At 58.8% G+C, this 17,373-nt stretch carries 21 protein-coding genes and 1 pseudogene; 11 read left to right on the top strand and 11 right to left on the bottom strand.

Annotated elements, in window-relative coordinates; genetic code table 11:
* The first annotated feature begins 116 nt into the window (after positions 1 to 116).
* The 3 genes from phnA (at position 117) to GH665_RS35160 (ending at position 3,239) form a co-directional block, all read left to right on the top strand.
* Complete coding sequence (gene phnA / locus GH665_RS35150) at positions 117 to 1,352, top strand: phosphonoacetate hydrolase (RefSeq protein WP_153141654.1); 1,236 nt, start codon at positions 117 to 119, stop codon at positions 1,350 to 1,352.
* Positions 1,353 to 1,386: 34 nt separating this feature from the next.
* Positions 1,387 to 2,844 (top strand): phosphonoacetaldehyde dehydrogenase, encoded by a 1,458-nt coding sequence (gene phnY, locus GH665_RS35155; protein ID WP_153141655.1) that lies wholly within the window; start codon positions 1,387 to 1,389, stop codon positions 2,842 to 2,844.
* A 146-nt stretch (positions 2,845 to 2,990) separates the two neighbouring features.
* Complete coding sequence (locus tag GH665_RS35160) at positions 2,991 to 3,239, top strand: hypothetical protein (protein WP_153141656.1); 249 nt, start codon at positions 2,991 to 2,993, stop codon at positions 3,237 to 3,239.
* Between the two features lie 321 nt (positions 3,240 to 3,560).
* On the opposite strand, the gene GH665_RS35165 is transcribed toward GH665_RS35160, so the two are convergent.
* Positions 3,561 to 3,728, bottom strand: a complete 168-nt coding sequence (locus tag GH665_RS35165) for a hypothetical protein (protein WP_153141657.1) — start codon at positions 3,726 to 3,728, stop codon at positions 3,561 to 3,563.
* Here GH665_RS35165 and GH665_RS35170 point away from each other — a divergent pair.
* The 4 genes from GH665_RS35170 (at position 3,727) to GH665_RS35185 (ending at position 7,894) form a co-directional block, all read left to right on the top strand.
* Positions 3,727 to 5,526: a methyl-accepting chemotaxis protein gene (locus GH665_RS35170; protein WP_153141658.1), complete on the top strand. Its 1,800-nt coding sequence runs from the start codon at positions 3,727 to 3,729 to the stop codon at positions 5,524 to 5,526. The two genes, GH665_RS35165 and GH665_RS35170, sit on opposite strands and share 2 nt — an antisense overlap.
* A 226-nt stretch (positions 5,527 to 5,752) precedes the next feature.
* The gene (locus GH665_RS35175) at positions 5,753 to 6,910 is read left to right on the top strand and encodes a 2-aminoethylphosphonate--pyruvate transaminase (RefSeq protein WP_153141659.1); all 1,158 of its coding nucleotides are present in this window, start codon (positions 5,753 to 5,755) and stop codon (positions 6,908 to 6,910) included.
* Positions 6,911 to 7,288: 378 nt separating this feature from the next.
* Positions 7,289 to 7,642 carry a hypothetical protein gene (locus tag GH665_RS35180; RefSeq protein WP_153141660.1) on the top strand — a complete coding sequence of 118 codons (354 nt, stop codon included), beginning with the start codon at positions 7,289 to 7,291 and terminating at the stop codon, positions 7,640 to 7,642.
* Positions 7,643 to 7,696: 54 nt separating this feature from the next.
* Positions 7,697 to 7,894 (top strand): hypothetical protein, encoded by a 198-nt coding sequence (locus GH665_RS35185; RefSeq protein WP_153141661.1) that lies wholly within the window; start codon positions 7,697 to 7,699, stop codon positions 7,892 to 7,894.
* A gap of 61 nt (positions 7,895 to 7,955) precedes the next feature.
* Here GH665_RS35185 and GH665_RS35190 read toward each other — a convergent pair whose 3' ends face one another.
* The 3 genes from GH665_RS35190 to GH665_RS35200 form a co-directional block, all read right to left on the bottom strand.
* Entirely contained in the window at positions 7,956 to 8,153 is a 198-nt protein-coding gene (locus GH665_RS35190) for a hypothetical protein (RefSeq protein ID WP_217361932.1), read from the bottom strand.
* 10 nt (positions 8,154 to 8,163) lie between these two features.
* Positions 8,164 to 9,240: an MFS transporter gene (locus GH665_RS35195; RefSeq protein ID WP_167531044.1), complete on the bottom strand. Its 1,077-nt coding sequence runs from the start codon at positions 9,238 to 9,240 to the stop codon at positions 8,164 to 8,166.
* A 123-nt stretch (positions 9,241 to 9,363) separates the two neighbouring features.
* Positions 9,364 to 9,738: a cupin domain-containing protein gene (locus GH665_RS35200; RefSeq protein WP_217361933.1), complete on the bottom strand. Its 375-nt coding sequence runs from the start codon at positions 9,736 to 9,738 to the stop codon at positions 9,364 to 9,366.
* Between the two features lie 94 nt (positions 9,739 to 9,832).
* On the opposite strand from GH665_RS35200, the gene GH665_RS35205 reads away from it, so the two are divergent.
* Positions 9,833 to 10,642 carry an AraC family transcriptional regulator gene (locus GH665_RS35205; protein WP_153141665.1) on the top strand — a complete coding sequence of 270 codons (810 nt, stop codon included), beginning with the start codon at positions 9,833 to 9,835 and terminating at the stop codon, positions 10,640 to 10,642.
* 137 nt (positions 10,643 to 10,779) lie between these two features.
* Here the strand turns inward: GH665_RS35205 and GH665_RS35210 are convergent, their stop codons facing one another.
* Entirely contained in the window at positions 10,780 to 11,004 is a 225-nt protein-coding gene (locus GH665_RS35210; RefSeq protein ID WP_174771777.1) for a hypothetical protein, read from the bottom strand.
* Here GH665_RS35210 and GH665_RS39320 point away from each other — a divergent pair.
* Positions 10,957 to 11,286 (top strand): annotated as a pseudogene (locus GH665_RS39320) (Crp/Fnr family transcriptional regulator); the annotation flags it as partial. The gene GH665_RS35210 and the pseudogene GH665_RS39320 sit on opposite strands and share 48 nt — an antisense overlap.
* A 115-nt stretch (positions 11,287 to 11,401) precedes the next feature.
* Here GH665_RS39320 and GH665_RS35220 read toward each other — a convergent pair.
* Positions 11,402 to 12,016, bottom strand: a complete 615-nt coding sequence (locus GH665_RS35220) for an HAD family hydrolase (protein WP_153141666.1) — start codon at positions 12,014 to 12,016, stop codon at positions 11,402 to 11,404.
* Between the two features lie 257 nt (positions 12,017 to 12,273).
* On the opposite strand from GH665_RS35220, the gene GH665_RS35225 reads away from it, so the two are divergent.
* Positions 12,274 to 13,143 carry a hypothetical protein gene (locus GH665_RS35225; protein WP_153141667.1) on the top strand — a complete coding sequence of 290 codons (870 nt, stop codon included), beginning with the start codon at positions 12,274 to 12,276 and terminating at the stop codon, positions 13,141 to 13,143.
* A gap of 264 nt (positions 13,144 to 13,407) precedes the next feature.
* A complete protein-coding gene (locus tag GH665_RS35235; RefSeq protein ID WP_153141669.1) occupies positions 13,408 to 14,280 on the top strand; it encodes a hypothetical protein in 873 nt (290 codons plus the stop codon).
* Between the two features lie 128 nt (positions 14,281 to 14,408).
* Here the strand turns inward: GH665_RS35235 and GH665_RS35240 are convergent, their stop codons facing one another.
* From GH665_RS35240 to GH665_RS35260, 5 genes are all read right to left on the bottom strand, one after another.
* On the bottom strand, positions 14,409 to 14,918 hold the full coding sequence (locus GH665_RS35240) for a hypothetical protein (RefSeq protein ID WP_246216471.1): 510 nt from the start codon (positions 14,916 to 14,918) through the stop codon (positions 14,409 to 14,411).
* A gap of 15 nt (positions 14,919 to 14,933) precedes the next feature.
* A complete protein-coding gene (locus GH665_RS35245) occupies positions 14,934 to 15,083 on the bottom strand; it encodes a hypothetical protein (protein ID WP_153141670.1) in 150 nt (49 codons plus the stop codon).
* A gap of 90 nt (positions 15,084 to 15,173) precedes the next feature.
* The gene (locus GH665_RS35250; RefSeq protein WP_153141671.1) at positions 15,174 to 15,761 is read right to left on the bottom strand and encodes a TetR/AcrR family transcriptional regulator; all 588 of its coding nucleotides are present in this window, start codon (positions 15,759 to 15,761) and stop codon (positions 15,174 to 15,176) included.
* Positions 15,762 to 15,865: 104 nt separating this feature from the next.
* On the bottom strand, positions 15,866 to 16,204 hold the full coding sequence (locus GH665_RS35255; protein ID WP_153141672.1) for a YciI family protein: 339 nt from the start codon (positions 16,202 to 16,204) through the stop codon (positions 15,866 to 15,868).
* 13 nt (positions 16,205 to 16,217) lie between these two features.
* Positions 16,218 to 17,342: a branched-chain amino acid ABC transporter substrate-binding protein gene (locus GH665_RS35260; RefSeq protein ID WP_153141673.1), complete on the bottom strand. Its 1,125-nt coding sequence runs from the start codon at positions 17,340 to 17,342 to the stop codon at positions 16,218 to 16,220.
* Between the last annotated feature and the right edge of the window lie 31 nt (positions 17,343 to 17,373).

Genomic DNA, 17,373 nt, shown 5'->3' on the forward strand with positions numbered 1-17,373 from the left:
CAAAAACACTTTTCGATGACGCCCGTGGAAACCCCTACTCCATACCGCTCACACCGAAACCCGGCGTATCGGAATGCCAGTCTCAACCCTCACCTGATCACTCAAAGGGAAACCTCATGAACACGAACACTCGAACTCTCAATGTAAATGGGCGCAGCTATCGCTGGATGGACCAGCCTCTCGTCGTGGTCTGCGTCGACGGTTGCGAATACGACTATTTGACGGAGGCGGCTCGCGCCGGAGTCGCTCCGTTTCTGGCCCAGATTCTGGAAAATGGCGCCGCGCTCAAAGGCGACTGTGTCGTACCGAGCTTCACCAACCCGAACAACCTGTCGATCGTGACGGGCGTGCCCCCCTCCGTGCACGGCATTAGCGGCAACTATTTCTTCGATCGCGAGAGCGGCGCCGAAGTGTTGATGAACGACCCGAAGTACCTGCGTGCACCGACGGTATTGGCCGCGTTCGCCGACGCCGGTGCAAAAGTCGCGGTCGTTACCGCGAAGGACAAGCTGCGCCGCCTGCTTGGCAACAAACTGAACGGTATCTGCTTCTCGTCCGAGAAAGCCGATGAAGTTACCCAGGCTGAAAACGGCATCACGGGTGTGGTGGAGCTGGTCGGCAAGCCGGTGCCGGACGTGTACAGCGCCGACCTGTCCGAGTTCGTGTTCGCGGCCGGCGTGCGCCTCCTCGAGACCCGTCCCATTGATCTGATGTACCTGTCGACTACCGACTACGTGCAACACAAGTGCGCGCCGGGCAGCGCCGGGGCCAACTCGTTCTACGAGATGATGGACCCCTACTTGCAACGTATGGCCGAGCTCGGGGCCACCGTCGCGATTACGGCGGACCACGGCATGAACGACAAGCATGACGCGGCCGGCAAGCCGAATGTGATCTATCTGCAAGACGAACTGGACGCATGGCTCGGCGCCGGCGTAGCACGTGTGATCCTGCCGATTACCGATCCGTATGTCGTGCACCACGGAGCCTTGGGCTCGTTCGCCACGATCTACCTGCCGGATTCGGTCGATCAGGCTCAAGTACTGGCAAAACTGCGCGAGCGCAGCGGCATCGAGCTGGCGCTCACTGGCGCGGAAGGCTGCGAGCGTTTCGAGCTGCCGCGTGATCGACTCGGCGACATCATCGTGGTCTCCGGGCGCCATGTCGTGCTCGGCACCAGCGAATCACGCCACGACCTGTCGGGCCTCAATGCCCCGCTGCGTTCGCACGGCGGTCTCTCAGAACAGACAGTGCCGCTCCTTTTCAGCCGTCCGGTGACACGCGCCGTGTCTCAGCGAAAGCGCCTGCGCAACTTCGACATCCTCGACCTCGCGCTCAACCACCTTCAATAACCATCAATAACCTTCTTTCACATCAGGAGACAGCATGAATGCCATCGTGGAATCACGGCCATCTTTGCCGGTCCGTCATGAAGCCCTTCGAATCTGCGGAGAACAGATCCGACGCGAACAGGTCATCGAGGTTCTGAATCCGTATAACGGCGAGTTGGTCGGCACGGTGCCCAAGGCGACGCTCGCCGACGTGAGGCGCGCCTTCGCGTACGCCCACGCTTACCGCGCCAAGCTCACCCGCTACGAACGCTCGCAGATCCTGCGACGCGCCGCCGAGATCGTGCGGGAGCGCACCGAAGAGATCTCCGCCCTGATTACCGCCGAAGCCGGTCTGTGCAGGAAGGACTCCCTGTACGAAGCGGGCCGCGTCAGCGACGTGCTGATCTTCGGCGCAAACGAGGCGCTCAAGGACGACGGCCAGGTGTTTTCCTGCGATCTGACGCCCCATGGCAAGAAGCGGCGTGTCTATACGTTGCGCGATCCTCTGCTGGGCGTGATTTCCGCCATCACGCCGTTTAACCATCCGATGAATCAGGTCGCGCACAAGATCGTGCCGTCTATCGCGACGAACAACAGGATCGTGGTCAAGCCGTCGGAAAAGGTGCCGCTGTCCACCTATCTGCTCGCCGACATCCTGTACGCGGCCGGCCTGCCTCAGGAAATGCTGCAGGTTCTCACTGGCGACCCCAAAGAGATCGCCGACGAACTGATCACCAATAAGCACATCGATCTGATCACATTCACCGGGGGCGTACCAATCGGCAAATACATCGCCGAGAAAATGGGCTACCGGCGTGCAGTGCTCGAACTTGGTGGCAACGACCCGATTATCGTCATGGAAGACGCCGATCTCGACGAGGCCAGCACGCTCGCCGTGTCGGGCTCGTACAAAAACTCCGGTCAACGCTGCACGGCGGTCAAGCGGATGCTGGTGCATGAAGCGGTGGCCGACCGTTTTGTGGAGTTGCTGGTTGAAAAGACCCGCGCGGTGCGCTATGGCGATCCGGCTGACCCGGCCACCGATATGGGCACCGTCATCGACGAGGCCGCAGCAAAGTTCTTCGAAGCGCAAGTCAACGATGCCGTGAGCCGCGGCGCGAAACTGCTGTACGGCAACGTTCGCAAAGGCGCGCTCTACTCGCCGACCGTCGTGGACCACGTGACGCCCGACATGCCGCTCGTCAAATACGAAACCTTCGGACCGGTGTCGCCGGTGATCCGATTCCGCGACATCGACGATGCGATCCGGATTTCGAATTCGACCGACTACGGACTGTCGTCCTCGGTCTGCACGAATCGTATGGACTACATCACGCGTTTCATCGCCGAACTCGAAGTCGGCAGTGTCAATGTGCGTGAAGTCCCCGGTTACCGGCTTGAACTCACGCCGTTCGGCGGCATCAAGGACTCGGGCCTGGGTTACAAGGAAGGCGTGCAGGAAGCGATGAAGAGTTTCACTCACGTGAAGACGTACTCGTTGCCCTGGAATTGAGTATCGATCCTTCCCGGTGTCTCCGGTGAAAGCCGGAAGCATCGGGAAGGTCGCCGCTATCTTTACGCCTGCGCCGTCTGGCAGGCTTTATCGCGCGGTGCGGCCAGACGATTGCATCGCTTGCATTAACGGGACGCGACCCAGCCATGAACACGCATGAGAAATGTTTACGCTCCCTGATCGAGAAATGGCTCTCGCCTACGCCCGCGATGGCCGTGCGCGTCATTCGTGCCAGTTGTACCCGCTCGAACTGCAGACGCTACGTGCGCGTCGAAACATTGGGGCCACGTGGCCTGTTCGCCATGTTTTTCTTCCAGCATGAAGATGGTTCGTGGCAGGTTTTCCCTCCTGAATTGCAGCGGCCGGCGATAGGTGCATATCAGTATGCAGCCTGACCCGAATGCCGTTTTCTCGTAACGCACGCAGTACGCCGAGGCGGCGTTCTGCTGAATTCGGTTTTTCCAATCGGGGAATCCAGCGATGACCAATGACAGACAAAACGGAACTGGGAAACGACACGTCCAGCCCCTGCGGGAGATAGACGATCGTCGCGAAAGGGCCGCAAACAATAGCCGGACCAACTGGGCCTGGGCACACGGCAGAGCGGGCTACGACTGGATGGATTCGCACCACCTCTCCGTCGATTTCACTGACTTCACCGAAGCACAGGTACAAATTGTGAAAATAATCGAGTAAATCTATTTTGACAGGATAACTTATTTATCCGGGAAGATCGCATTCTGGAAGATTGGTGTAGCGGCATCTTTGGAAGCGACGATCTTGCAGGCTTGCCTCACCTGATAATCATTCGGCGCGGAACCGGCATCGACAGCGGCGCGACGCTCCTGGCATGGCTCATTGCTTACTTCGAAAGACTCCGACATGTTCCCTTCCATTCGCGCACGCATCGTCGCCCTGTGCGTCGCCATCGTTGTGGTCGCGCTCGCGGCTAACACCGTTCTCAACTATGTCGTCGCCAACTCGTATAACGCCGAGGCAATCGAAAGCAGTTTGAATGCTGTCGAAAGCGGACATGCAGACGGTATCGAAGACTGGATCGCCTCCAATAGCCAGATGATCAACTCGTTGCAGGACGCCGTGCTGCAACCCGATCCACTCACCGCGTTCAGGCAGGTCGCCGCCGCGGGAAAGTTCACCAACGTGTACGTCGGCTACGCGGACAAAACCTGGAAGTTCACCGACCCGACCGGTATCCCACCTGACTACGACCCGACCCGGCGTCCCTGGTACAAGCAGGCCGCAGCAGCGGGCAAACCCGTGGTGACGCCGCCATATGTCGACGTGGGCACCGGCAAGCTGGTGGTCTCGTTCGCCGTGCCCGTGGTGCGCGACGGCGTGGTAAAGGGCGTCGTGTCCGGCGACGTCGCGATGGACAGCGTGATTGCCAACGTCAAGGCGATTCACCCGACACCCGCGAGCTTCGGCATGCTGATCGACACGAGCGGCCATATCGTTGCGCACCCGGACGCGAAGCTAACCCTGAAACCGGTCACGGACCTGGCGCCCGCGCTCACAGGCGACAAACTAACCGCACTCTTCAGCGCCGACCACCCCATCGAAGTCGACGTGAGCGGCAGCACGAAGCTGCTGCGCGCTCAGGCCATTCCCGGCACTGACTGGTATGCGGTCGTCGCACTCGACAAAGCGGAAGCGACGGCAGGCATGCGATCGCTGCTGACGGCTTCGATCATCGCGCTGATCGTGATTGCCGTCATTGCCGCCGCGATCGTGGCCGCGGTCACCGCCGTGTCGTTCCAGCGCCTCTCGAAAGTACGCGATGCAATGGACGCAATCGGCTCGGGCGAAGGCGATCTGACTCAACGTCTGCCGGCCACCGGCAATGACGAGGTCACGCAGATCGCGCGCGCGTTCAATACCTTCATCGACAAACTCAGCCACGTGATGCGCCAGATTCGCGATGCCAGCGAATCGGTACGCGTTGCCGCAAATGAAATCGCCGCGGGCAACGTCGACCTGTCGGGCCGCACCGAATCCGCTGCGGCCAGCCTGCAGCAGACCGCTGCGTCGATGGAAGAAATCACCTCGACGGTCACGCAATCGGCGAGCGCCGCGAAGCAGGCCGATGACACCGCCGTGTGCGCGTCGCAGGTCGCTTCGCGCGGCGGCGTGGTGATCTCCGACGTGATTACGACGATGGGCGAGATCGAACAGGCGTCGGTGAAAATCTCCGACATCATCGGCGTAATCGACGGCATCGCGTTCCAGACCAACATTCTCGCGTTGAACGCGGCGGTCGAAGCGGCACGCGCCGGCGAACAGGGTCGCGGCTTCGCGGTGGTGGCCGGCGAGGTGCGCAGCCTCGCGCAACGCAGCGCGCAGGCCGCCAAGGAGATCAAGGCGCTGATCGAATCGACGGTGGCGAGTGTGAGCTCCGGTTCAGGCCAGGTCCGTCAGGCCGGCGCGACGATGACGGAGATCGTCAGCAACGTGGCCAACGTGACAACCATCATTTCCGAAATCACCCAGGCGGCCAACGAACAGACGCGCGGCATCCAGGAAGTCAACCGCGCGGTCAGCCAGCTCGACGAAATGGTTCAGCAGAATGCCGCACTGGTCGAGGAATCGACAGCGGCCGCCACCGCGTTGCAAAGCCAGGCCGTGAGTCTTGCCGGCGCCGTCGCGCAATTCAAGCTGGACTAAGGCGCATGCTGTAGCGTGTCTGAACGGCCACTGCTATGGTTGCTGCACTCACTTAACTACGTCTCTTCCAGACCACGCTACTGGGAGCCGCCGGACTCTCTGAGGCAGTTTCGCTGAGACATCGAATGTGTTTATTTGTGGCATATTGACTGATTTTGTTGCATACCTTAGAGTGGATTTCATGCGTCGATACAGGCGCCAAACAGACTTTCAGAGGAGAACTTTGATGACCAGTTCCACAGATGCCACGGTGGCCACTTCCGAAACGGGCGATCCGTTATTGCTGACCCCTGGGCCGCTTACTACGTCGCGCACCGTCAAGGCTGCGATGGTGCACGACTGGGGCTCGCGAGACGCGAACTTCGTCGAGATTAACCGATCGGCACTCGCACGCCTTGCCGAGATCGCGAACGGCGCGGGCGACTGGGTGACGGTGCCGATGCAGGGCTCGGGAACCTTCGCGGTCGAAGCGATGCTGACGAGCTTTGTGCCCGCAGACGGCACCGCGCTGGTGCTGATCAATGGCGCCTACGGCAAGCGGGCGAAGCGCATCCTCGAGATCGCGCGGCGCGAGACGCTGGTCTACGAGACTGCCGAGGACACGCCGCCCGACCTCGGCGAGGTCGAAGCGATTCTCGCGCGTACGCCCTCGATCACCCATGTGTTCGCCGTCCATTGTGAAACCACGACAGGCATACTGAACCCGATCGCGCAGCTTGGCGCACTCGCGGCGAAATATGGCAAGAGTTATCTGGTTGACTCGATGAGCGCATTCGGTGCGCTGCCGCTCGACGTACGCTCGATGCACATCGACGCGGTAGCTGCATCGTCGAACAAATGCATTGAGGGCGTTCCCGGCCTCGGCTTTGTGATCTGCCGGCGCGAGGCGCTCGAGCGGACGAAGGGTAATGCGACTACGCTGGTGCTTGATCTGCACGACCAATGTGCCAACCTGGAGAAGACCAGCCAGTACCGCTTCACGCCGCCGACCCACGTGATTGTCGCGTTTCACCAGGCGCTCGAGGAGTTTGTCGCCGAAGGCGGTGTGGCGGGTCGCGGTGCACGCTACCGGAACAATTGCCGGATCCTCCTTGAGGGCATGCGCGCGCTCGGCTTCAGGCCGCTACTGCCAGATGCGCTACAGGCGCCCATCATCGTCACGTTCCATATGCCCACGGATCCGCGTTTCGTGTTCCAGCGCTTCTACGACAGCCTCAAGCAACGTGGCTTCGTGATCTATCCGGGCAAGCTCACCGTGGCTGAATCGTTCCGGATTGGCTGTATCGGCCGCATCGGCGAGCCGGAGTTGCGTGCGGCACTTGCAGCGATCCGCGCGGTGCTAGACGAGATGGGTGTGACCGGACTCAGCGCTCAAACGGCTTGAAGAAGACCGCTGCGCGTACGCCACCCCGCACCGTCGTAGTGGTGAACGGCTGCTCGACGTGCCGATCCGGTTCACGTCGAGCCAGCCGTCCGTTGGAAACGAGCCGATACGGGAACTTGCGCTGACGCAGGGATCGGGTTGAATGAGACACAGGCAACACTGAGCGACTCCTACCTGGGAGTGATGCTTCCCGTTGGGCAAAGACTTCATCCATATCTCACAGTCATGGCACCGTCTATCTGTACAGCACCGCGGGCACACGCGATTGAGCTATCCACTGCCACGCTTGTCGATTTGTCGCTCCGCAATCACCTTTGCTTCTTTTCTTTACGCACGGAACACGGTACGGCTTACCACCTCGGGACAATCGTTCGAACGATGTTCGCTTCGTTCTTCCTGTTCGAGGCGGGGTTCGGCATTAGCGAGATGTCGTTGTTTTCAGAAGTCGATATCAAGCTGGGCGAAGCAGTACTCTCGAAGCGTCCGGAACGGCCCTGGAGTCTTAAGGCTAATGCCATTGAGCCGACTGCCAAGCTTCTCAGGCTCTACGACAGTCAGCTTCAGACTGCTCCCCTCATCGACTTGGTCGCAGCACATCAGCGCGCCGAACTAAATTTCCAGGCACCGCCTCATGAGCGGCTGTCAATCGCAGCACTTGTGCAACGCTCGAAACTGGATACACGTCATACCGCACTTAAAGCGAGGCAACGCACCGACCTGCACCTTCAGTGACTGAAGATACGGCGCCCTGGCCTGAACGAGTAACGAACTACGTACCGATCCAACATGACCGTCCCCCAAATTTACCTGGTTGCTGAGGAAGCCTTCGACCCAGCGAGTCGCTATCAAGCAAATGCGGGCATGGCGAAGCCACGCCCGCAGAACGCATACACCACGCTGCTGCGAGCACCGGCGGCAACGCTGGCCGGGAGCATGGTAGATCGCGACGAAATTCAATCGGTCGCGATTCTTGGGTATAACTGAGCGAGGACGGTTCAAGGCACAGATCGCGCGGTGCCCTCCAGGCGCTGGCATACGTTTCGCGTCAGTACATCTTCAGATGCCACCGCACGCTGCACAGTGAAAGCGCGCCGATGGCGGCTCCAAAGATCACGTAATAGCTGGGCGCAAGTGGGTTCGCGGTGATCACATTCAGTGTCGTCAGGATCAACGGCGCAAAGCCGCCGAATACTGTGACGCCCACGTTGTAGCTAATCGACAAGCCGCTCGTTCGCGTGCTCACTGGAAAGAGTTCAGACATCAGCGCGGGAATCGGGCCGAAATATAACGCGATGATCGTGCCAAAAATTACGCTGCAGATGATCAACGTCCCTAGCGTCGGCGAGGTCTTCATCATTGCAAATACCGGATACGCGAGAAGCGCCGCCGCGATCGTGCCGACAAGCATCGGTGCAATGCGGCCGACATAATCCGAAATCAGCCCTACGAAAGGCGAAAGCACGAAGACCGTTGCGCCACTGACCACAGCACCAAAAAAACGCGATGGTGGGGTTCATATGGAACTGCCTGATCGCATAGGTCGGCAGGAAGACCGACATCCAGATCATGATAGTCGCCAGCGCGATCAACCCGATACCGGTCATGACCCGCGACTTTTGCGATTTGAACAATTCGACGATGGGTTCGCCGTTCGCGTGCTCATTGAATTCCGAAGACTCTTCGGTATGGCGTCGCAAATAAAGGCCCACTGGACCCAACAACGCACCGAACAAAAAGGGCAACCGCCAACCCCAGCTATCGAATTGTGCGGCGCTTAGACTAGCCGTAAGAAACGCACCCGTGGCCGCTGCGGACATTAACGCGAAACCTTGCGTAGCCGCTTGCCAGCTTGTAATGAAACCGCGGCGCTGCGGATGGTGCTCGGCGAGCAGAGCGGTTGCACTGCCGAACTCGCCGCCTGCAGAAAACCCTTGGAGAACGCGGCCGATCACCACTGCAATGGGCGCCGCGATCCCAATTGTCGCGAATGTTGGTGTGACCGCTACGATGAGCATCCCAACGGTCATCAACAATAAGGAAAGACTCATGACTCGAGCACGGCCAATCTTGTCGGCTAGGTTGCCGAGATACACCGCGCCAAGTGGCCGGACGAAAAACGTCACACCAAACGTTGAAAGAAAGATCAGAAGCGATGCGGCGTCACTGGCCGCAGGGAAGTACAGTTTCGCGATCGTGCTTGCCATGATCCCGAAAATGTACAAATCAAAACTCTCAAAGACATTCCCAAGGGATGCCGCGATGATCAGGCGTCGGCTGGCCTTGCTCGCAGCGCTTTCAGCGGTGGGATAGGCGGTCAGGATGTTACTCACAGTGCGCTCCGGATGTGGGTAATAGGATGCCCGACGCGCCCGCACGAATTTCGAAGACGGTCCTGTTGCTTTGCGATCGAACTCGGTGAGGGCGCGTAACGGGCACCACGTTTGGCTAGACGCTTAGCCCTCTGCGGGAGCGAATGCGCCGGGACCGTCGACATTCAGCAGCGTTTCGCCGTTTCCGACTCGAATGAAGACGTAGCGAACATCCTTGCCTTCCAGGATTTGGCAGCGATGAATTGCGCGGCGTGGAAAATACGCGTAATCGCCCGCACCGATCTCGAAAGCGTCCTGGCCGGTGGCGCCAAAATCCACGCGAATCCGGCCTGACAGCATGTACATCACGCTGTCGAACTCCTTATGGTGATGCCATTGACTGGGCTCATCGTAGGCAGTAACCTGACATTCGCCGACCCACAGGTTTCCGACCTCAAGTGCCTTTTTGCGGCTCTGTCCTGGCGTCATTGGCCCGTCGACAAGTTGGTCCTGCGTCACATAGCCGATTTCCTTGAATATTCCTTCGCTCATTGGTTCCCTCTGTTGTCTGGTTAGGCATCTTGCAGATGCCGTTGAACTATAAGAATGCAAAATGGAAGCAACTCGCCAATTTCTGTCGCCAACCAGACAAGCTGAGATTCGACCGTTCGAAACCGCCGAGCGGCCAACCGTGGGCTTTGCACGGGATTACGTGGACGGTCTTACATCCGGTTTTCACGTCCACCCACGCGCGCAACTGCTATACGCGGTCTCGGGGGTGATGAGGGTGCAGACTCGACACGCTAATTTCGTTGTGCCGCCGACCACCGCTTTGTACTTGCCGGCACACGAAGACCATTCGGTAACGATGGATGGGGCGGTCGCGATGCGCGAGTTGTTCATCGACGACGAAGCCGCGAAACGTCTGGGCACCGATCCGAAGGTAATTGCCGTATCAAGTTTGCTGCGCGAACTGATCGTCGCGATCTGCAATGAGCCGGTTGAGTGGGAAAAGAGCGGCCGGGCGCATCATTTGTCAGAGCTCGCTATCGACGAGATCAGTAAGGCCTCGCCGCTGCCATTGGCACTCCGTCTTCCGGAGGATTTGCGCGTGCGGAAGGTGGTTCAGGCGATTCTGAGCGACCCTGGCAATCAGCGCGGACTTGAAGCGTGGTGTGATGTTGCAAATGCGTCCAGCAGAACGCTAGCGAGGCTATTTAGAAACGAAACGGGGCTGACGTTCCGGCAATGGCGACAGCAGGCGCGCCTGGCCGAAGCGCTGCGGGCGTTGATGACGGGAGCAACCCCGACTAAAGCAGCAGCGATTGCCGGCTATAGCAGCGTACCGGCGTTCGGCGCGGCGTTTCGCGAAGTTTTCGGCATGACGCCAGCGCAGGCAAAAGCGCATCGCACGGAAGACTGAAGGATTGCCGGGGTGGTGGCTGACCAGTTAGTCAATCATCGTTCATTCGGTTTCCTACGTATAACGTTACGCATTGGGAATACGAAAATACGAAGGTGCGGGTTAATGCAAGTCCAGTCGAAAACCCCGCAGCAAGTTCAGATGGACTGTTGCAACTGCGACCGAATAACCTTATCCGCGCGCCTCGACTCCAGGCGGCGCATCCGTAGCGCGATCGCACAGGCCAGTGCCGCGAGCACCGCGCCCGCGAGGAAGCCGTCGCTATGGCTGATTTTTGCGGTGAGCGTCATCATCATCGACGATGCGATCAGCTCGCCAGGATCACGCAGACGGCGCAGATCGCCGTGCGCAACTGGCACCACTCAATTGACCAGCAACTCTGCCTGTGGCTAATGCTTAGCCTTGATCGTCTAACCTCGAACGAACTAACGATGACGCAAGAACTGCTCGCCAACATGCTCGGTGTTCGGCGAGCCGGCGCGACGGACGCGGCGTTGAAGTAGCAGAAAGCCGGGTTTATCCATTACAGCTATGGCCGCATTTGCGTCCTGGACCGGCCTGGGCTAGAGCGACGCGTGTGTGAATACTATCGCGTTATCAAACGTGAGCACGAAAGACTGCTGCCGAATCTGAAGGCCATGTGACGGGTTCAGCGCTCAGCAAGCTCGTGGGAACGCTCTCCCCGCACGGATCGATCTCGACGCGACCGCCCTTATTCGGCTCGACAGCCCGACACCAGCGGCCATGATGCGCCCCCAGCTAAAGCAACTTGCGACGCGCCAGCTCTTCGGATAGTGACGCGGCACCAGTGAACACATGCCCGTGAAGACCTGCATTGATTGCCCCCGTCACGTTGACTTCGAGGTCGTCAATAAACAAGGTTTCGGCCGCGCTAACACCGAGGCTATCAAGGCAGCTCAGATAGGTGCGTGCTGCCGGCTTGGCCGCGCCGAACGAGGCCGAAGCGTAAACGTGTGGACCAAAAAGTTCAGCCACCATAGGATTGAGATAATGGATGTTGTCGGTCACCAATCGACAATTATTGGTCAGAACGGCCACGCTGTATCGCGCGGCCAAAGACCTGGCAAGCGCAAGCACTTCGAGATTGGGTGACATCGACGCGCGGCGAGCAGCCAGCCAGTCATTGCGCGTGACGCGGCAGCCCAAGGTTTCACCAATTGCCGCCAGATATTCGTCATCGGTAATCAGGCCGGCGTCTGCACGATCCTCCAGTCCGGATCCCCAAATGGCCTGGTGGACAGTTTCATGTGTGTGGCCTGACAACGCGGAGAAGTGATCGACGCGTGCCGAGCGGTCATAATAAGAAAGGACATCGTCCATATCGAACAGGACGAGAGATATCAATGCGGTCATTCGGTCAGTCCCAGGCTATACGCAGAGATTCTAGCGCCGTCGGGCAATGCGTCGCCGAACGGATGGAATTCCTATTGTGCCTCGATGATCCGCGAGTTCGACAGGTACAGTTGAACTCGCCCAGACCTGCACATAAAGGCCACCGCCGCCAGCGTCATGACCCGGGATACCTCTTTTGCGATCCGCAATGCGCTGAGCCGGTGCAACTGTCGTCCCGACACGAGTCGAAACGCAATCAATCACAAGGACATCGTTGAATGAATATCCGTATCTGCTCAGGGATCTCCGGCTTGCTGGGATTGGCAGCCGCTGCACTGGCGGTATCTGCCGCACCCGCCTACGGCGAAGCGAAAGAAGCCCACGCGGTGCCTTTTGTTGAAGTCGTGAAAGCCGCGGTCCCTGGTCCCGACTGGCAACGCAAGATTTGCCAGCTAGCCTCAGTGTCATGTGGCGCCACAGAAACGCCAGGCGACTCCAGCAATGCGCCGTCGCTGTATCGGGTCAAGGACGAGGCGCCCGACATCTACTACGCGATCCTGCCTGGCCCGCAGTTGCTCAAAGTGCGCTTCGCCTCTGCCACGGGTTGGAAAGTCCTGGAGCATTGGAATTTTTCCGACTACCAGCCAACGGACCGGGAAGACGGCGATGGCGACAGACCTCCACTCGAAATCTACCCCGCTCTATACCCGCTGGGTGGCGAACGCTTTGCGGTCGCGGTGCTGGCCGGATGGTCCGAAAGCTATTCGGGCGGCGGTGGAAGCTGGGAAAATGCTGACTTTGTCGAACTGCAATCCAATGGACGGCATGCCAGCACACCACGCGTCGCCAAGCTGCCGTTCAGTTGCGAGAAATCCATTCGGGCATGCTTTTCCGAGCGCGACTACAAGCACTCCCCGCATTGCAGCGAAGACTTCGCCGGGTCCCTGCGGCTGGGCTTCGTGCCCGGCGCAAATCCCGGCAAACTCGACTGGATTGCAACATGGAAAGAAACGCATTGGCCGGGTCTGAAGCCGCAAAGCAAAACCGAGCACACTTCGGTTTCCGTGACGTTGCCAGCAGGACAGGACCCGGCTGCCGCAGGTGCAGCGCTGCGCGATAAAGTGACGTTTTGCGAGCCGAACAACTGAGTTCTGATAAATCCAGGTCAAGCGGGCGCCAAAGAGAAATCGTAGGTGAGATATCTAGTCGGCTAGAGGCGCCTACATGCAGATCCTCACCGTGCGCCTTACCGGATCTTGGGCGAGTGTGACCTTGACCTGGTTCGCCTGGTTCGCCGAGCCTTCGTCGAGCGCGAGCTCCACGCATGCCTTTCGCATATTCCGCTGCAGACGTTTTCGGTTCACGTGTTTTGCTGGCATGATGCACTCCTGCTTAATACATCTACCTAATGTATGCCTCCTATTCCGTCGCAACACTTCAAGCTTCTCGTGCGCTGCTCTGCGGTGTACCTGGCCCTGTTCAGTGCACAACTGAACGCCACTGCGGCCGAAGTATTGACAGCATCTTCGAGAACACTGCCGGCCATCGGCACGACGTGGTGCTATAGCATCGGATCTTCCCAGCCGTCCACAATGACGCTTAAAGGTGTGACCGCAGGTATTGCACGCTACGACATCGGCGGTCCCGGTGCAATCACGCGCATCGAAGAACAGACCGACACCTATACGTCTGTCAACGCGACCCGGCACGGGCAGCGAAAACTGCTTGTGTTCCCGCTCGCGAAGGACAGGAAGTGGTCCGACGAATTCACAGAAGACCTCACCTCGCATCTCGGCAGCGCTGCCGAGATGGAGTTCAACTATCACGCTATTTCCCAAAGTCATGTCATTGGCACTGAGAAACGACATGTTGGCGCTGGGACCTTCGATACATTTGTGATCGAGCGCAATACTGCCTGGACGAAAAGCAATCCGCGCTCTTCAAGCAAGCTGCTGCAAGCCCAGCAATGTGGCGATGCCGACTGCACCGTCACCGGTTACAGCAAAGAGGTGTATTGGTATGCGCCGTCGGTTGGTCGCGCAGTCCTGCGGGCGTATTCGCAGAGCGGAGATTCTGACTTCGTCTGGAATCTATCACCGGACGAACTCCTCAGCAACGCTAGCTCGCTCGTCACCGAACTCATTGGGTACGGCCGTGCTGGGACCTGCGAGGACCTTCATCCGCCATTGCTTGCACGCATACCGTCTGCGCCGTGGTACGGCTTCCCCCTGCTCATGAACAACACTTGGGAGTTTCTGATGCAACGGAATATGGCGCCCGAATAGGCATACCGTATCGCTTTGATGAACCAGTTCCCGACCACGACTCGATGCTGGCCGCGTGACGGCTACGGCAAACAACCAGGGCGACGGTGTTGTCTTGCGGTGCGTCGGTAGGCTACTCGCTGAAGGCTCTACTTGTGGTCCGGAACAGAAATCGGGATGGTGCCGAGTCTTTCGGCTAGCTCTTTCGTAAACGCATGCGACTCGTCGCGCGGTGTGGAAGTGTGAAGGGTGTCGCGGTCATCGACCAGTGATACATCGATCGTAAAATAACATTTCTCTGGAGATTTCGCAGGTGTAGCTGTGATCACGTATCGATAAGTGCCGCTCTTATCTTCCCCTCCTATCGCATGCGGGTCGGACAATCCGACCGTACCTTTCTCCATCAGCATTGACTGGGCCTTATCCAGTACGTCGGCGAAGGGCCTGTCGAATGCGTAAAGCTCCGTCGATGATCTCGCGACGGCTTCTTGACTAGTCGCCGTGACGGCGGCTGTGGCACAACCCGGCATCGCCAGAATCACGATCGAGATTGCGGTTGCCGATGCAAAGTATCTGATTGCTTGGCGCATGGAGGAAAATGAAGAATAGGAGCGCTCAGGTGCGGTAGAACCATATTCGCATATGGCCGCGATATCCACAAACTGTCGGACCGTTTATCGCCCGTTGCAGATTGCCGCGTGCGCCAGCACATCGAGCTCAGCACCGTGCTCGTCGATCACTCGCCACAACAGATAGCTCGCCGCGCAGCTGATGACGACGGCAAGGAAGCGTTGACCGTGATAAGGCAATTCCGTCTTCTTCATCACCTCATTCTACCGCCGCCTCCCCATCAAGCTGACAGTGTCCCAGACGCCATCATCAATGTGGCGGCAAACAAAACGGGGCTGGCAGATTTAAAGGACGCCCTGCAGGCACAGGTCGGCGGCCTTGCGAGCCAAGGCATCGATACGAAGGCCACCGGTTGGTTGATACCACGTGTACGTCCAGTTCAGCATTCCGTAGATCAGCATGGCATGAGCGGACGCTTCGCTGCGCGACGCGAACCTCTTCGGGTTGAGCTGCTTCAGTATCGCTGAGAGTTGCTCCATAAGCCGATGCTCCGCCTGCCGCACTTCGGCCTGTGCGGAATCGGGCAGATACTCGGAATCAGTGAGCAGAACCTTGTGCCTGGCACCATGCGCCTGATAGTACTGCAGGTGCGCCAGGAGGTAATGACGAAACTTGTCCTCCGGGGCGAGCTCCGATTCGGTAATTTCGCGCGCCATTGTCAGCAAGCCATTGACATGCTCGAGCAGCATGGCCTCGAGCATCAACTCCTTGGAAGCGAAGTAGTGGTACATCCGCGATTTCGAGGCATTGCACGCACTGCCAATCTCGATGATATTGGTGTTCCGGAAGCCCTTTTGCGCAAAGAGGTCTGCTGCTGAAGTCAGGATGTCTGACTTGATGTCGTCGAAATTTTCCGCGCGCTTCCGTGCCATGGTGGGGACCGTCGAATCCGTGAATGCCAAGGATCGGAATTGTAGCCCAAGCCGTGGCGCAAGGTATTCGCGGCGATCTACGTTTCATCGTTTGAAAACTTCCCTCATCGGCCAAGGCGCATTTTTTCCCGTTGAAGTTCCTCTTCGAGAAAGCTTTCGTTGGAATGAGGAATGAACTGCATCAAGCGGTCGATACGCACGCTCTCGAAAAGACTGGCTCGGTTGTACGGCTCGCCGACAATGAAATCGTCAGCGTCGCTCCCCAGATCCGTCTTCAGCGCGACGAACATACCGGTAGGCTGGTTCTGCGCATCGCATATCGCGCCCGCAAAGGCGATGCTCTCCTTGTGCTGGAGAATATATTCGATGTGGCGGTCACGGATGGCCAGACGCTGTTGCGCCGCTAACGGCGAGCGGTAGTAGCAGGCGATAAGAACGGGCATATCGGCCTCCGGATTAACGATTGATCGGCACCAGCTCACCTTTTCTGACCTGGTACACCCACACTTCACCGTTGCGGTTGTCTCCATTTCCGGTGAACGCGATCTTCCCGGTCACACCTTCATAGTGCGAGGACGCCAGAGCGCTGACGTAGACTCTCGGATCACTGGAGTTAGCCCGCTGCATTGCGTTGATCATCAGCCGGGTCGCGTCATACGAGTAAGGTGCGAACGCAACTACCTTGGTGCCATAGCCTTTCTCGAGCCGCTCGGCAAAGCGCGGATACCCGGCCATGCGATCATGAGGCGCCCCGGCCTGTGTACAGTACTGGCCCTCGTTTGCTCCGCCGGACAGGCGCGTCCAGTCCGCTGTGCAGACACCGTCGCCGCCGATGAAGTCCGCCTTCATTCCAAGTTGGGCCATCCGCCTCACCATCGGACCGGCCTGCGCGTCCGCGCCGCCAAATATGATCACCGCCGGATTAGCAGCCTTCATGGAGGTGAGAATGGCGGAAAAATCGACTGCCTGCTCGGACGTGTACTCACGCGCGACCGGCTTGATACCTGACGCTTCAAGGTCCTTTTCCACCTCGTCGATCAGCCCTTGTCCGTAAGCAGAGCGGTCGTCGACCAGTGCAATGCGTCCTGACGGCGCGAGTTGTCGCGCGAAAGCCGCCAACTTCGCGCCTTGCTGGACGTCCGTCGCCATGATTCGATACGTGGTTCGGAAGCCTTGCTGGGTGAGCGTCGGATTCGTAGCAACGGGCGCGATCTGCGGAATCCCGGCGTTTGCGTAGACGCGCGATGCGACGATCGTCGTACCGGAATTGAGATGGCCGACGATACCGCTCACGCCGGCATCAACCAGTCGTTGCGCGACCTGCACTGCGGTCTTCGGATCGCCCTGGTCGTCCTCTGACACAAGCTCGAAGGTCGCGCGCGTCCCATTGACGACGATGCCTTGCTGATTTGCATCGGCGATCGCAAGTCTGGCGCCGTATTCAGCGTCCTTGCCGAGCCGTGCGATCGGACCGGTCAAAGGTCCACTGATGCCGATCTTTATCGTCTCAGCCGAAGCAGCGATATTGAATATCGTTGCCGCCGCGGCAAAAATAAGGAATCCCGATGTTGTCAAACGCATTCTTTTCTCCTTCAAACGCACGTCTATAGTG

The sequence above is a fragment of the Paraburkholderia agricolaris genome (genome assembly GCF_009455635.1).
Taxonomy (GTDB): Bacteria; Pseudomonadota; Gammaproteobacteria; order Burkholderiales; family Burkholderiaceae; genus Paraburkholderia; species Paraburkholderia agricolaris.

Bases quoted from the DNA above. Each gene is read 5' to 3' on its own strand.
- GH665_RS35235 (WP_153141669.1), top strand. From the start codon at position 13,408: ATGCCTCCTATTCCGTCGCAACACTTCAAGCTTCTCGTGCGCTGCTCT.
- phnA (WP_153141654.1), top strand. From the start codon at position 117: ATGAACACGAACACTCGAACTCTCAATGTAAATGGGCGCAGCTATCGC.
- GH665_RS35160 (WP_153141656.1), top strand. From the start codon at position 2,991: ATGAACACGCATGAGAAATGTTTACGCTCCCTGATCGAGAAATGGCTC.
- GH665_RS35170 (WP_153141658.1), top strand. From the start codon at position 3,727: ATGTTCCCTTCCATTCGCGCACGCATCGTCGCCCTGTGCGTCGCCATC.
- GH665_RS35220 (WP_153141666.1), bottom strand. From the start codon at position 12,016: ATGACCGCATTGATATCTCTCGTCCTGTTCGATATGGACGATGTCCTT.
- GH665_RS35165 (WP_153141657.1), bottom strand. From the start codon at position 3,728: ATGTCGGAGTCTTTCGAAGTAAGCAATGAGCCATGCCAGGAGCGTCGC.
- GH665_RS35175 (WP_153141659.1), top strand. From the start codon at position 5,753: ATGACCAGTTCCACAGATGCCACGGTGGCCACTTCCGAAACGGGCGAT.
- GH665_RS35225 (WP_153141667.1), top strand. From the start codon at position 12,274: ATGAATATCCGTATCTGCTCAGGGATCTCCGGCTTGCTGGGATTGGCA.
- GH665_RS35205 (WP_153141665.1), top strand. From the start codon at position 9,833: ATGGAAGCAACTCGCCAATTTCTGTCGCCAACCAGACAAGCTGAGATT.
- phnY (WP_153141655.1), top strand. From the start codon at position 1,387: ATGAATGCCATCGTGGAATCACGGCCATCTTTGCCGGTCCGTCATGAA.
- GH665_RS35255 (WP_153141672.1), bottom strand. From the start codon at position 16,204: ATGCCCGTTCTTATCGCCTGCTACTACCGCTCGCCGTTAGCGGCGCAA.
- GH665_RS35185 (WP_153141661.1), top strand. From the start codon at position 7,697: ATGACCGTCCCCCAAATTTACCTGGTTGCTGAGGAAGCCTTCGACCCA.
- GH665_RS35245 (WP_153141670.1), bottom strand. From the start codon at position 15,083: ATGAAGAAGACGGAATTGCCTTATCACGGTCAACGCTTCCTTGCCGTC.
- GH665_RS35180 (WP_153141660.1), top strand. From the start codon at position 7,289: ATGTTCGCTTCGTTCTTCCTGTTCGAGGCGGGGTTCGGCATTAGCGAG.
- GH665_RS35260 (WP_153141673.1), bottom strand. From the start codon at position 17,342: ATGCGTTTGACAACATCGGGATTCCTTATTTTTGCCGCGGCGGCAACG.
- GH665_RS35250 (WP_153141671.1), bottom strand. From the start codon at position 15,761: ATGGCACGGAAGCGCGCGGAAAATTTCGACGACATCAAGTCAGACATC.